The following is a 12,577-nucleotide window of genomic DNA, read 5'->3' as shown; positions in this document are numbered from 1 at the left end:
AATTAAAATGAATCACACAAAAACTAAACAAGTAGAAGCCGTTTTGAAGCAATATCCTTATTTTAATTTATTAGAAAGGGAACGTAGAACAGAAATAGAGCAGTCAAAAGGTGAAATTGATGAAAATGTTGGAGGTGGAAGAAGTGGCTTTTCAGAAAATCATGCACATGAAAATAAAGCGATTAAATTTTCCGATGATCCTATCATTTCTACAATTAAGCATAATCGCGCGGTAATTGATAAGTTTATAGCTCAACTAGATGATTACCAGATAAAAATTGTTGAGATGTCATACTTTCAAAGATTCAATCGCTATGACGTTGTTAAAATTGCAAAAGTTGCTAACGTCAGCAGAGCCACCGTATTTAGGTTTCGCAAACGATTTGTTGCTCAACTGTATACGTTACTAAAGCTATGAGTAAAGAACAAACAGAAAAAATAGTATATTTTCTAACCAAAAACGATCAAGAAGTTACGCAAGCATTAATTGATTACGTAAAATCTATCGGTCAATATGGTTGGAGACGCGATTAGCGGGTTCGAGTCCCACAGTTGTGATATGGTTAGTCATTAGTCGTTAAATATAAGCTGTACTTATAGATTAGTTCCAGATGACTAACCAAGACCGTTACACCGAACGGTCGTACATATTTGGTTATTGTTTATCCACTAAAAGCATAAAGTGATAGGTTGCTGTGCGACCATACTGTCTGGTGAGACATGTAAAAATACACGTATCTTTGCTTTTTAAAAGCAACGCGAAAGCCTATTAAACGTTAAGGCGATCATTAGTCAGACTATGGGAGCTGACACAGACAAGTAAAGTCTATAAAACATGGCATGTGGCGGAATAGGTAGACGCAAACTATTAAATTAGGACTACTTCATGTAAGGTGCAAATCCTTACCATGCCAATTCAGTTATCACCATAGCGACATAATGTCTCTTTCAATCACGGTAACTCGTGTAAAAAGATTGCAGCTCGTTGCTTTATACTAGTTAGGTGATTTCTGTGGGTGAATGAGACAGCCTTATTCGGGTGCAAGCCCCGACATTCACATTGCGGTACGTCCGCACAACTTAATAGCAGTCGCTTGCCTGCGATTGCGTACATAGATAGCTGCGGTATAATCCGTAAAAAGATAGAACCGGATTGATTAATTTCAATAAAAACGACTGACGAGTTGGTTTGCATTTAGTGGCTTTGGCAAACAAACAACAGTATATAAATCTACTGGCTTCGGAGATGGTATCGATGGGGTTACTACATAGCAAACAATCGCATTCAGTTCTTTGACGGTTCTCATGCGATTGCGTACATAAATACCCTTAACAGGTGCTTTTTATTGAAAAGAGAAATTATGAACTTAACACTTGATGAAAAGAAAATACGTAAGGGCAAACCAGTTGGACTTCCTTATGTTGGCAGCAAGAAGAAAATTAGCAAAAAGATTGTAGAAATAATCAAGCAGAATTTTGGAACAGATAAGACGGTTTACGATGTCTTCGGTGGTGGCGGTGCAATTACTGCGGAACTGATGATTAACGGCATCGATGTTGTTTATAATGACTTAGATAAAACAATTACTGATATGTTTAACCGTGTTTTAATCCAAGATAGAGAATGGATAAAAACACTAATTGTTAATCGTGATGAGTTTATTGCAATTAGAGAAAAAGAAATCAAAACGGTTGATGACGAATTGAAGTTGTTAGTCAATAGTTTTGGCAATGATCGAAGGAGCTATTTATACAGTAAACAGGTAAGTGATATAAAGTATAATCTAGCCGTTGAAATTTTAGAAAAAGAAGATGTATTAGTCGGTTATAAAAAAACCACAACGTATCAAAGAGCTGTTAATCTTTACGAAGATAAACTAGGATTCGTTGATAAACAGGAAAAACATAGAGTGTTACAACAATTAGAACAATTAGAACGATTACAACAATTAGAACAATTACAAAAATTACAACAATTAGGACAATTAGAACGATTACCAAAAACAATAAATAAAGACTATAAATATTTTTCGAATGTCAAAAATAGTATTTTATATCTAGATCCACCCTACGAAAACTCTGATACACGTAAATATAATTCGCAAATTGATTATCAAGAGTTCTACGATTGGGCTTATGAAATGTCAAAAAACAATATCGTATTATTGTCGAGTTATGAAGTATCTGACGATAGATTTGAATGTGTTTACGAATTTAAAACCGCGAGAAGTACAATGTCTGGTGGTACGACTGGTAAAAGAACAGAAAAGCTGTTGATAGTTGACTTATTTATTGAAAAAACAGCTATATTTCAAAATACAGTGACAAAAAAGCACTTCTATTCTGACAAAAAGGCTATTTTGCTTAAATAGAAACATCTAAACTGGTCGATTTCGACCAGTTTACATAATATGTCATTACATATAAATAAAACAAACACCAGACTATTAGATTAACTAATGGTCTGAAACACTAATCGGATAGCTATATGAAAAAATACACAAAAGAAGCAACACAAGTAAATGAACGATTTATTCAAGAGACAAAACGATTAAGCGTAGAACGTCATAAACGAGCGCATATTCAGATAAAGTCAGAATTAGTTGATAACAAAAACATCAATTATCGCAAACACATGAAATGGATCAGTTAAATGCAGTGGAAACAAGAATACATCAACACAGTTAAAACACTAGCTAAGCAAGGGCTATCATCATCTAAAATTGGTGAGGCTATGTTTGAACAATATAACATCAATTTTTCTGGTCGTACTATTCGTAAATATGCGCAAGGTGTAGGAAAAGATACTGCAAATGTACGCGGTGTGGAACTAACTATCAATCAAGACGGTTCTCAAACATCTATCACACGCATTCAAATGACTAGTGAACAGGCAAAAGATCCGGATTTTGTGTTACGTGCGCACGGTTTTGATTCTGCTAAATGGGACATTGTTTCACTAAAAAATAACTTTTGGCAAATGGGTAGCAAGGATAGTGATCCAGTTGATTTGTATCAATCAAAGATTACTGTTAAACCACGCGTGGTTAAATTCAACGTTGATGATTTAATTGAAACGTTGAATCGTAATGTTAAACCTGTTGAAGTTGAAAATATACAGCAAGGTGATACGTCTTTGGTGATTAGCCTGTTTGATTTACATTTTGGTATCACTAAATTTAACATGCTTAAAAGTCATATTAATCAGATTGGAAACATACTTAAAAAGGGTTATAAGCGTGTGGAATTAATTGTCGGTGGCGATGTATTGCACAGTGATTTCATTACTAAAACGCAGACAGCAAGTAACACACAACTAGACCACGTGAAGACGATTAAAGCGTTGAATGAAGCTGAATCATTCATCAGTACAATCATTGAAATGAGCTTACAATATTCACCCACAGTTGATGTTAAGGCTGTATCTGGTAATCATGATACTGATAGTCAATATCTATTTATTTGGGGGATGTCTAAAAAATATCCACAGGTTGAGTTTGATAATGAGTTGAACACCGAAAGATTGGCATTTAGTTTTGATAAAGTCGGTATTATGGTTGCTCACGGTAATTTAGCTTTGAAACGTTTGCCAATGTTGTTTGCTAATGAATATCCTGACATTTGGGCGCATTCAAAATATCGTATGGTTGCAAGCGGACACTTTCATACAGAAAAGAAAACTGACGTTGATGGCGTGATGATGTGGCAATTCGGAACAGCAAAACCTAATGATCCATACGAAAAAGCTAACGGTTATACTATGGGACGAAAGCATTTGCAGTTACTTGAATTTGGTGAAGAAAGGTTGTTGGCTACTTATGAGGTTGAATAATAGATACATACCAAGATGAGACAATCGAGTGGCACGTTTTAACCATGATTGAAAGGATATTTCTATGTATAAGTTTTACAAAGTGTTTCTGTATGATTGGAGCGACTATTCGTGGTACCGCAAAGGAAATCGACGACGACACCACAAACGATTGGTGACGGCTCAAAAGGAATGGAAATCAGAAAGACGTTCCATAAGATATTATGATTGTCATCAACCGGCTACATGGGGTAAAAGCTGGCGAAAAGTAGAATGGGCCGACAAATCAAAATGTGGTTATCATTGGCACAGTTAGGAGAATGATATGTCAAACAAGCTTAGTCTCATTTTACTGTCGCTATTGACTTTGATAAATTTATGTTTGGGGATAAAAAATACTAACATATATCGAACAAATAGATTGAACAACGAAAAACACTCAAAATATTCTGATTACGATGGCATTAATTCAAAACAAAAACTTTTTAATTACGTTAACAAGATGTATACCGACAAAGGAATTAAAGTCACCGAAAATGAGGGTAACAGTATTTCAATTAACATTGATACCGATATTTTAGACAAAAAATACTTTGATTCAATAAACAACTTCCCTAAGATGAATAAGCATGAGATTGAAACATTGATCTACAACAGTGATTCAGATATATCGATATGGATAGACGGTAATTTGTCGTATGATGTTTCCCGAGGACATTTAACACACTTTACCTTTGGTAGATTTATCATTTGGACATGAGCACATAAGCGCTATAAGCAATTTTTATTTTGCAGTTAATAAGGAGAAAAGATGAATACATTAACTATAATCGTTCTTGCAATATTGGGCTTCTTTGCTTTAATACAGATTCTAATAAGTGTGGCATTGAAGAACATTGCTGAAATACTTACGATTGCATCATCTGGATTGAAAACAATTTACAAAGTTGATGAATATTCACATTCAAAACCAACGCCTACAAAGATGAGACCTGCACCTGTACCAGCTCCGAGAAGAAATCGAGACCGTGGTGTGCCAACTAAACCAACTAAGAAATAAGGAGAATGATATGTTTGTTGATTATTTTGTAAAAGGTTTTGGATTTGCAATTGGTTTAGGTCTTGGAGCATTTGCTCTACTATGTTTGGTAGCTAGTTCGTCAGGCTTATAATATGTTAGAACAACTAAAACAAATAGCAACGAACCGTCAGCAACTCATTACAACGTGGGCAGATTCACACCCATACATGGGATATGATCCAACTGAAAAAGAAATTCAAACTTTTTATAGAAGCAAACCGTGGTTAGCTGTTAGACAGCAAGTTCTTAATAGAGACAATTACATTGATCAATTTGAATTATTAGAGAACGATAGAATTATTCCGGGCAATACAGTGCATCATATTATTCCGTTAAGAGAACGATGGGACTTGCGTGCTGATATTCGCAATCTGGAAGTTATCAGTAGGTCTAACCACAATCGTGAACACCCAGAACGAAATGGTGGTAGCATTGTGCGCACTGAATATGAAACTAAACGCAGGAATGCTAAGTTAGTTCACGCTATTAAAATAAAAACTAATGATGAGTTGATTTAATTGTGATATGATATGGCTATAAAACATTTGGAGAAATAATATGTTGATTGCAATTTTATTTGCTGCTATTGGGATTGGAGTCATTGGCGGTATTGCCGTATTTGTGCTAAGAGTTACAGGTAAGGGAGCAGTAGCCGTAGCTAATGCAATGGTTAAAGCTGATTATAAAAATCAAGTCGAACGTGTCTACAACGCCATAAAAGATAATCCGGAAATCATGAATCGTAAATTCATGGTAGAAGATTATAGCAATTTAAATGCTTTAGAAATAGGCAAAATGCCAGAAGATAAAAACGAAAATATCGGCAAGTTTTCTAAGTTTGAAATTACTATTAGCGATGTTATTAAGAATCAGCAAAATGATTTCTTTGCTTTGTTCGCAAACTATGCAAATAGTTTGAAAGACCGTCATTTTGAAGCGAATCAATACATCGAATACGTTCAGAAAACGTTTTCTGAATTTGCAAATTCAAATTTCAAATCCAAAAACGAAAACTGAAAACCAAAATTCAATTTCAAAATTGAAAATCAAAACTCAAATTCAAAAGTCAAAACGAAAAATGAAATTGCGCGTGCGTATATGTGTGTACTAAAGTATAAACACATTTATGATCAGCGCTTTTTTTATTTGTTTTCGTACCGCAGTGTAAACGATATTCAAAATATAATTTAAATTGAAGTAGCAGTTATATTAACCTGCTGTATATCAAATGAAATTATTATTTGCATCTATTTGATTTTGATCTGTACCATTGATCAGTAGCAATCAGTAGCAATCATAAATAACTCACAGCTAATTGGTTTGTGGGTTATTTTTTTTGCTACCAAAAAACGGAAATAATTATAGCGCTAGTGATTTTTTCTATGTGAAACGAAACTAATTAAATTTATTAATGTTTTGAGAAACAAAAATGTTTTCATTTGGGAGAGAGTGAAAGCGTGCGAATCAAACCGAATAAAATGACTCTGGCTGTAATTTATAATTAGTAATCTGGTAGTGAAGTGGTCATATCTCAACCCACGATGTAATCTGATCGCTAACGGTTTCTGACTAATAGATTCGCAACAATTAAATCATGATCCGCTCTTAAATATAAAATTGGTATACATGAAAAATAAATATAAATCGGCAATGGTATTCGAGCAAAAATTCCAATACGTCTCAAATCACGTCGCGTAAATATATGTATATATACTCATTCATCGTTCGCATCACGCATGCGCACACGCGCGTATATAACTTATGTATGTGCGTGCGCACGCGCGCGTATGACTGAGCGAGTGTGTGCGCTAATAGGGCAGAAAATAGCCGAAAATATTTCACAAAACAGGGCAAAAGATCGCTGAAAAAAGTTTTTTAAATTGGTTTAAAACCCTTATGTATCAATGCTTTACAGCGTTTTATTGTCGCGGTTTTTTTATCTTTCTTCTATTGTGAAAAAGGCAAAAAAATACTTTGAAAAAAGTGTTGACTTATCAATTTATTGAGTTTAATATTGGACACATAGAAAAGCAGCAAACAAAAAAACCGGCAATAACGCCGGTTAAAAAATTCATGTTTGTTGGTAAAAATACGAGGAGGGATCAAAAATGTTAGTTATTGATTTATTAATTATCGTCGCCGCGGTTGTGGCGTTTGAAGTTACGGAATATTTGAACAGATTTGAATAATAGGAGATTAGGAAAATGACATACACAAAAAACGCAAGCAGCACAGTGAAAGCGGTCAAGGGTAAAGAAGTTATTTATTTATCACAAGCGGACGAGGCGCGCGGATTAGATGCCAAGTTAGATATGCAAGGTTATGAAATTATAGCGTTATAAATCAGGAGAAAAAAGATCATGAAAAAAACATTCACAAAAATAATTAAGCCAGTAAGCAAAGTACGTCCACTGCTTGCGCACGTTCATTATACTAACGAACGTATCGAGTTAACGGATTCACATGTGGCAATTATTGAAGAATTAAAAACGCCACTTGAAAATAGTTTCGATATTTTAATAAATTTGGAAGGCGTTCCATCTGTGGCAAATTATCCAGAATTAAAAAGAATTATACCAGCGGACAACAAAAACATTTTTGTGATCAATATACCTATGCTGGAGGCGATCGCAAAAATAAACAAAAAAGAATTATATATCAAGTTAGAAAGTGATGGAACAATAGGCGGGCAAAAAGTCGGCGAGTTTGAACGGTTGGAAGGATTCAAATATATTGCTTTTAGTCCGAAATATGTTTTGTGGTTACTTGAATACGCTAAAGAAAGCGGACAAAAGGAACATATAACAATAGAATTAAGTGACAACGCGACTATGCCTGCAGTTGTGCATTTCGAACAACCAGAGACATTAAACACTTTTGTCATCACGCCTATTAGGCTGCGAGACGATCAAATATAAAGCCAGTGCTGGAGTATACACCGCCGTTCGATTCGGTGGCTGGTTATTGTGCAATAAGCACGCAAAAAAAATGTGAGGTATAAACATGTTTACGATTACAGATAATTATTTCATTTACCCCAACTTGAGAACGTTTTTAAAAGAACATGATATGACAATGGAAGAACTCGAGGACGATGTACAAGACATTACGTGTGGTACATATAACGGTGCCTTAGATGTATTCGACCCTTGGGAAATCAACACAAAAAACGTTAGAAACGCCGTGCTTAATTATGTTTATAGCGATATTGACAATTGGAGCGGCTGGACTGAAAATACATACACTGAAACAATAGACAGCGTAATGAACTCTCACGATGTTTTTTGTTTGGAAGACACCCAAAAGATGTTCATGATAACAAAATAATATTAAATACCGTTTTTTATTATCAAAAATACAGAGGAGAAAAAAACATGAACAAATTTTACAATGTGATCGCTGAAATGAAAGCGGATGAAAAATATATATCAGCACTCAAAAGACGCGCAAAGACTAAAAATCCTAAGCGCGCGCTCGCAAAAACAAAAGAATATCATGAAAAAATTGGGATAGAATTATTCGAGTTTATGGATAAAATGGGAATAATAGGCGATATTATTCTCGGTGGGAACTACAACTTTGGAGCTTGGAACTGGAACGGACTACCGTTCGAGAATGATCTGAACTTGCTTATATTTAACGATATAAGCGAAAGTGATATCGAACATGTCGAGGATATTTATAACGCTTGGCACGATAAAACGGTACCATATAATCATGGATGCAAAGCCAGCGAGTGGCACGAGGTAGCAACGTGTTTAGGAATAGACCATAACATTAGTTTTGTAGAAAATTAGGAGTGAAAAACATGAGAGATAAAAGCATATTAGAAAAATTAAAAGCGTTCCGTGAATTTGATGGTGCAATTATAAACCGTTATCCAGCACGCGAAGGATTATTAAAATTTATCAAAGCGGGGAATGTTATTGTTAAATGGTACAACCGTGGTAAAATAGCAATACAAGTCGGGGACAGTGACAATATTGTTTGCGGTATTCGTGAACTGTCTGACGTTATAAGTGAGGTTATCTAATGAGTTCAAAAACACTGGCTGTATTGCTTATGATCGCGGCGCCGTTTATTATGTTCGGTATAGTGTACCTGTTTGGGTGGGTGCTTACGTTGTTCGTTATGCTGTTTGGCGTATCGTTATCATCGGCGCGAACGATGGGCGTGGCGATATCAATTGTTATTGCTATCATGTTTATAAATTATCAATCACATAAATAGATATGTGATTTTTTTATTGCGTTATATCGTGATTAGTCTAGCAATTAAATTGCTGGACTTTTTTTGTGGCTTTAAATAACACGCTATGTTATCCATATATCCTTAAATGTCCATATAAGGCGATATAAGACGTTATAACGTTGTGCAGTGTATTGATACTAATGTATATATAAACGTTATCAGTTGCGTTTGTATTGCGTATGGTTTCGTGTTGCTATGCTCGTGCTTGCTTGGTTGGTCGTGCTATCAGTCCATCAGCTCGTCAGCTCGTCGGCTCGTCAGCTCGTCAGTGCATCGGCGTGCTGATTCGTTGCGGTTTGGTCGATGATACGTTTTTGAGACTTTTCGACGTGCGTTTTTTTCTCTCATTTTATACCCCCCTATCTAATTTATTTTTAATAAAAGTCCGCTAATGAACGGGTTGGAGGTTTGAGTAACGTGAAATCGTTTTATTTTGTAACAAAAAAAGCGCCCAGAAAAGGCGCTCGCTTAATTTTGTATTTATTTAATCGCTTTTGCTTGTGTTTACAGGTTCTATGCTATCACCAGAATTTTCAATTGTCAACAAAAGTTGATACTTTTTTGAGACTTTTGAGCCGTTGTTTTGTTGTAAGGTGGTTAAAAAAGGAGATTTTTATGGCTAGACCAGCAAAATCAATCAAGATTCAAATGATTGAGGGCAATACAAACAATAAAACTCGTGAAGAGATAACAAAGCGTGCTAAAGCCGAAGAAAAATTTGATGTTGTTTCATCTGAACACATGCAACCGCCTGTATATTTAGGTGGCGACTCAAAAAAAGTATTCAGAAAAATCGTTAAAATTATGGAACCTGTTGGCATATTAAATGAAGCGGATATTGACTTGATTGCAACATACGCAGATACACAGGTTGTCTACACACAAGTTATGGAACATTTAGCTATGGAAGGTGTTGTTGATCCAAACACTGGTAATCCAAGCAAATTCATTGGAGAAAGAAATAAATTAGCTGAACTAATGCGAAAGTTAGGTGACAAGATGGGACTTAGCCCACAGGCTAGGGCGCAGATTGCTAATACAATTGCCGGGTTATCTAATGCAGGAAAGGAAGATGTCAGTGAGTGGGACCAAAATTAGTATTATAGAAGAAAGTTATGCACGTCAAGAATCATGGTGGAAAGATTATGTTAATAAGTATCGTGACTGGTACTATTTGACGAAACCATCAAAAATGTTGCTGACCAATTATTATGCTGAATTAATCAGAGATGAAGAAGTTCCGGCTGGAATTATGGTTAAACAGGCTGTTGATAGGCACTTTAGAGATATTGAACGTCAAGGGACGAAAGATTTTCCGTGGGTATTTGACGAAGAAAAAGCATGGCGACCAATCAGATTTATCGAGGAAAACATTAAATCGTCCACCGACGGTAGTGGTAAAAATATCGTCATGCAACCGTTTCAACATTTTATTATTGGCTCGTTGTTTGGCTGGGTTCATAAAGATACAGGTCTGCGAAGATTCAAAGAAGGACTCATTTTTCTAAGCCGGAAAAACGGAAAAACGACTCTGATCTCAGGATTAGCTTCATATATGGCTGGTTTCGATAACGAAAAAGGTGCGCAAATATATGCACTAGCCAACCGAGCAGATCAATCAAGATTGCTGTTTGAAGAAACTGGAAAAATGATTAAAGCAAGTCCGTTTTTAAGTGATAGATTTGTAACCAAAAAAACAGAAATAGAATATCCTAAATCAAATTCTGTTATAAAAGCACTGTCTGCTGAAAAATCAGGAAAAGATGGTTACAATACCCACATGGCTGTGTTTGATGAAATTCATGAATATAAAGATTATTCATTGATAAACGTTATGCGAAACTCAATGGGTATGCGTTCACAACCAATGACAATTTACATTACCACAGCTGGATATGAATTGAATGGACCATTGGTTGAAATGATAGCCACCGCTCGTGGTGTCCTGTCTCATTATGAAAATAACGAAAACGAACGTACATTTTATTATCTAGCAGCAATGGATAGTGAAGATGAAATTGATGATCCAGAATTATGGATAAAAGCCAATCCTAACTTCCCGATGATGCAAGGACTTAATATGTTGAGCAGTTGGAAAAGCTCTCGTAGAGTTCCGGGAGAAAAGTTGGACTGGATCACTAAAGTATTCAATATCTTCAGTGAATCTAGCGAATTGAGCTTTTTTGATAATGAAACGATTCTATCGAATGCAGAAAACCACATAGATTTAGATGAATTGAAGCTGATACGTCCTGTTGCTGGGTTTGATTTATCTGAAACAGAAGACTTCACGGCGGTTACTTTGGAATTCCCATTACCTGACGGCAGAATATATTTAATGTCGCATTCTTTCGTCCCACAGTCTAAATATGATAAAGACGTTGATAGACAACCCACGTATCGTAAATGGGAGGCAGAAGGTGATCTAACTATAATTCCGGGGAAAATAGTTGATTATGAGTATATTTTGAACTATATCAAGGAAAAAGATAAAGAATATCGTATTAGGCAGATAAACTATGATCCTGCTAAAGCAATATTCTTACAATCAGCTTTGGAGCAGGAAGGGTTTACACTAGAAGTGACTAGGCAAGGTTTCACCACACTTGGTGGACCAACTCAAAACTTTAAAGAATTGATGATTGCAAATAAAGTTGTATTCAACAATAATTCTATGTTGAAGTGGTATATGTCAAACGCCACTCTAGTTAGGGATAGAAACGACAACTTTATGATTACAAAAGCTAACCATAACCGTAAAATTGATGGATTAGCTGCTGCTTTGAACGCCCACGTTAAGATAGCACCTGAATTAGCTAAGAAAAAGTCTAGTGGATTCATTCAAACTATCTCTTGGGACGACTTATAAAAGTTTGTGAAAAGATCGCTGAAAAGTGGTCTTTTTTTAGGGTGACAAAATAGCACCCACGGAGCTATTTTTTTGGCACCAAAAAATAATTTTTAAAAATAATATTAAAATCGTAATATAGATAAAATAAAATGTCAAAAAATTGATGAAAGGGTGCTAAATAATGGCACCCGACAAAAATTTTGGCACCCACCTCAATTCTTACTCCCACAGGGTGTTTAGTTATAGGGTGTTATTATTTTATATATATATATAATATATAATATTAATATATAGTAACTATATAAGACACCTATATAGAAAAAAATAAAAACTTTTTTTCTAGCTCATAATAGCACCCTAAAGAAAAAATAGGCTTGTGAAATTTAATTGGGTTTCATATATTGCGATTTAAGGCGTTTTAATCTGTTGTGTATGTAAATATACTCAAACTGATTTAAAATGCGTATATCGACGTGATAAAGGGGCATAACTGTGGGTAAACAGCACGTAATCCCGCTCATATAAATCAATTTTCGGTCGTGATACTTTTGTGATACTATTTGTGATACTATTTGTGAGACTT

The 12,577-nt window shown here is 35.2% G+C and carries 16 protein-coding genes; 15 read left to right on the top strand and 1 reads right to left on the bottom strand.

The genetic code is table 11. The annotated features are described in order from the left end of the window. The first annotated feature begins 1 nt into the window (after position 1). From BMG01_RS07115 to BMG01_RS07065, 13 genes are all read left to right on the top strand, one after another. Positions 2-418 (top strand): hypothetical protein, encoded by a 417-nt coding sequence (locus tag BMG01_RS07115; RefSeq protein ID WP_233127281.1) that lies wholly within the window; start codon positions 2-4, stop codon positions 416-418. Between the two features lie 943 nt (positions 419-1,361). Further along, positions 1,362-2,372 (top strand): DNA adenine methylase, encoded by a 1,011-nt coding sequence (locus tag BMG01_RS07110; RefSeq protein ID WP_084013449.1) that lies wholly within the window; start codon positions 1,362-1,364, stop codon positions 2,370-2,372. A 116-nt stretch (positions 2,373-2,488) separates the two neighbouring features. After that, positions 2,489-2,653, top strand: a complete 165-nt coding sequence (locus tag BMG01_RS11330; RefSeq protein WP_180921940.1) for a hypothetical protein — start codon at positions 2,489-2,491, stop codon at positions 2,651-2,653. After that, positions 2,654-3,832: a metallophosphoesterase family protein gene (locus BMG01_RS07105; protein ID WP_084013448.1), complete on the top strand. Its 1,179-nt coding sequence runs from the start codon at positions 2,654-2,656 to the stop codon at positions 3,830-3,832. It begins immediately after the preceding gene. A gap of 304 nt (positions 3,833-4,136) precedes the next feature. Continuing rightward, complete coding sequence (locus BMG01_RS07100) at positions 4,137-4,571, top strand: hypothetical protein (protein WP_084013447.1); 435 nt, start codon at positions 4,137-4,139, stop codon at positions 4,569-4,571. Between the two features lie 51 nt (positions 4,572-4,622). Continuing rightward, entirely contained in the window at positions 4,623-4,871 is a 249-nt protein-coding gene (locus BMG01_RS07095) for a hypothetical protein (RefSeq protein WP_084013446.1), read from the top strand. A gap of 113 nt (positions 4,872-4,984) precedes the next feature. Then, positions 4,985-5,410 carry an HNH endonuclease gene (locus tag BMG01_RS07090; protein WP_084013445.1) on the top strand — a complete coding sequence of 142 codons (426 nt, stop codon included), beginning with the start codon at positions 4,985-4,987 and terminating at the stop codon, positions 5,408-5,410. A 40-nt stretch (positions 5,411-5,450) separates the two neighbouring features. Beyond that, the gene (locus BMG01_RS07085; RefSeq protein WP_084013444.1) at positions 5,451-5,909 is read left to right on the top strand and encodes a hypothetical protein; all 459 of its coding nucleotides are present in this window, start codon (positions 5,451-5,453) and stop codon (positions 5,907-5,909) included. 1,187 nt (positions 5,910-7,096) lie between these two features. Next, positions 7,097-7,234 (top strand): hypothetical protein, encoded by a 138-nt coding sequence (locus tag BMG01_RS11190; RefSeq protein ID WP_158084724.1) that lies wholly within the window; start codon positions 7,097-7,099, stop codon positions 7,232-7,234. A gap of 18 nt (positions 7,235-7,252) precedes the next feature. Then, a complete protein-coding gene (locus BMG01_RS07080; protein WP_084013443.1) occupies positions 7,253-7,810 on the top strand; it encodes a hypothetical protein in 558 nt (185 codons plus the stop codon). 85 nt (positions 7,811-7,895) lie between these two features. Next, positions 7,896-8,219, top strand: a complete 324-nt coding sequence (locus BMG01_RS07075; RefSeq protein ID WP_080539917.1) for a hypothetical protein — start codon at positions 7,896-7,898, stop codon at positions 8,217-8,219. A gap of 47 nt (positions 8,220-8,266) precedes the next feature. Next, positions 8,267-8,689: a hypothetical protein gene (locus tag BMG01_RS07070; protein ID WP_080539918.1), complete on the top strand. Its 423-nt coding sequence runs from the start codon at positions 8,267-8,269 to the stop codon at positions 8,687-8,689. 11 nt (positions 8,690-8,700) lie between these two features. Beyond that, positions 8,701-8,925: a hypothetical protein gene (locus tag BMG01_RS07065; protein ID WP_080539919.1), complete on the top strand. Its 225-nt coding sequence runs from the start codon at positions 8,701-8,703 to the stop codon at positions 8,923-8,925. A gap of 443 nt (positions 8,926-9,368) precedes the next feature. Here the strand turns inward: BMG01_RS07065 and BMG01_RS11585 are convergent, their stop codons facing one another. Continuing rightward, entirely contained in the window at positions 9,369-9,491 is a 123-nt protein-coding gene (locus tag BMG01_RS11585; protein ID WP_255372413.1) for a hypothetical protein, read from the bottom strand. Positions 9,492-9,758: 267 nt separating this feature from the next. Here BMG01_RS11585 and BMG01_RS07055 point away from each other — a divergent pair, with 267 nt between their 5' ends. Both BMG01_RS07055 and BMG01_RS07050 read left to right on the top strand, forming a co-directional pair. After that, on the top strand, positions 9,759-10,241 hold the full coding sequence (locus BMG01_RS07055) for a phage terminase small subunit P27 family (protein WP_002814884.1): 483 nt from the start codon (positions 9,759-9,761) through the stop codon (positions 10,239-10,241). After that, the gene (locus BMG01_RS07050; protein ID WP_084013442.1) at positions 10,216-12,012 is read left to right on the top strand and encodes a terminase large subunit; all 1,797 of its coding nucleotides are present in this window, start codon (positions 10,216-10,218) and stop codon (positions 12,010-12,012) included. Before BMG01_RS07055 ends, BMG01_RS07050 begins: the two co-directional genes overlap by 26 nt. Positions 12,013-12,577 lie beyond the last annotated feature (565 nt).

The organism is Leuconostoc sp. BM2, assembly GCF_002095565.1.
In the GTDB taxonomy this organism is placed as follows: domain Bacteria; phylum Bacillota; class Bacilli; order Lactobacillales; family Lactobacillaceae; genus Leuconostoc; species Leuconostoc falkenbergense.
Note: the sequence above shows the minus strand (reverse complement) of the source record. Positions and strands in the feature narration are given on the sequence as shown.

What these genes read in the sequence shown, in the direction of transcription:
- BMG01_RS07110 (WP_084013449.1), top strand. Translation starts at nt 1,362, where the DNA reads ATGAACTTAACACTTGATGAAAAGAAAATACGTAAGGGCAAACCAGTT.
- BMG01_RS11330 (WP_180921940.1), top strand. Translation starts at nt 2,489, where the DNA reads ATGAAAAAATACACAAAAGAAGCAACACAAGTAAATGAACGATTTATT.
- BMG01_RS07105 (WP_084013448.1), top strand. Translation starts at nt 2,654, where the DNA reads ATGCAGTGGAAACAAGAATACATCAACACAGTTAAAACACTAGCTAAG.
- BMG01_RS07100 (WP_084013447.1), top strand. Translation starts at nt 4,137, where the DNA reads ATGTCAAACAAGCTTAGTCTCATTTTACTGTCGCTATTGACTTTGATA.
- BMG01_RS07095 (WP_084013446.1), top strand. Translation starts at nt 4,623, where the DNA reads ATGAATACATTAACTATAATCGTTCTTGCAATATTGGGCTTCTTTGCT.
- BMG01_RS07090 (WP_084013445.1), top strand. Translation starts at nt 4,985, where the DNA reads ATGTTAGAACAACTAAAACAAATAGCAACGAACCGTCAGCAACTCATT.
- BMG01_RS07085 (WP_084013444.1), top strand. Translation starts at nt 5,451, where the DNA reads ATGTTGATTGCAATTTTATTTGCTGCTATTGGGATTGGAGTCATTGGC.
- BMG01_RS11190 (WP_158084724.1), top strand. Translation starts at nt 7,097, where the DNA reads ATGACATACACAAAAAACGCAAGCAGCACAGTGAAAGCGGTCAAGGGT.
- BMG01_RS07080 (WP_084013443.1), top strand. Translation starts at nt 7,253, where the DNA reads ATGAAAAAAACATTCACAAAAATAATTAAGCCAGTAAGCAAAGTACGT.
- BMG01_RS07075 (WP_080539917.1), top strand. Translation starts at nt 7,896, where the DNA reads ATGTTTACGATTACAGATAATTATTTCATTTACCCCAACTTGAGAACG.
- BMG01_RS07070 (WP_080539918.1), top strand. Translation starts at nt 8,267, where the DNA reads ATGAACAAATTTTACAATGTGATCGCTGAAATGAAAGCGGATGAAAAA.
- BMG01_RS07065 (WP_080539919.1), top strand. Translation starts at nt 8,701, where the DNA reads ATGAGAGATAAAAGCATATTAGAAAAATTAAAAGCGTTCCGTGAATTT.
- BMG01_RS11585 (WP_255372413.1), bottom strand. Translation starts at nt 9,491, where the DNA reads ATGAGAGAAAAAAACGCACGTCGAAAAGTCTCAAAAACGTATCATCGA.
- BMG01_RS07055 (WP_002814884.1), top strand. Translation starts at nt 9,759, where the DNA reads ATGGCTAGACCAGCAAAATCAATCAAGATTCAAATGATTGAGGGCAAT.
- BMG01_RS07050 (WP_084013442.1), top strand. Translation starts at nt 10,216, where the DNA reads ATGTCAGTGAGTGGGACCAAAATTAGTATTATAGAAGAAAGTTATGCA.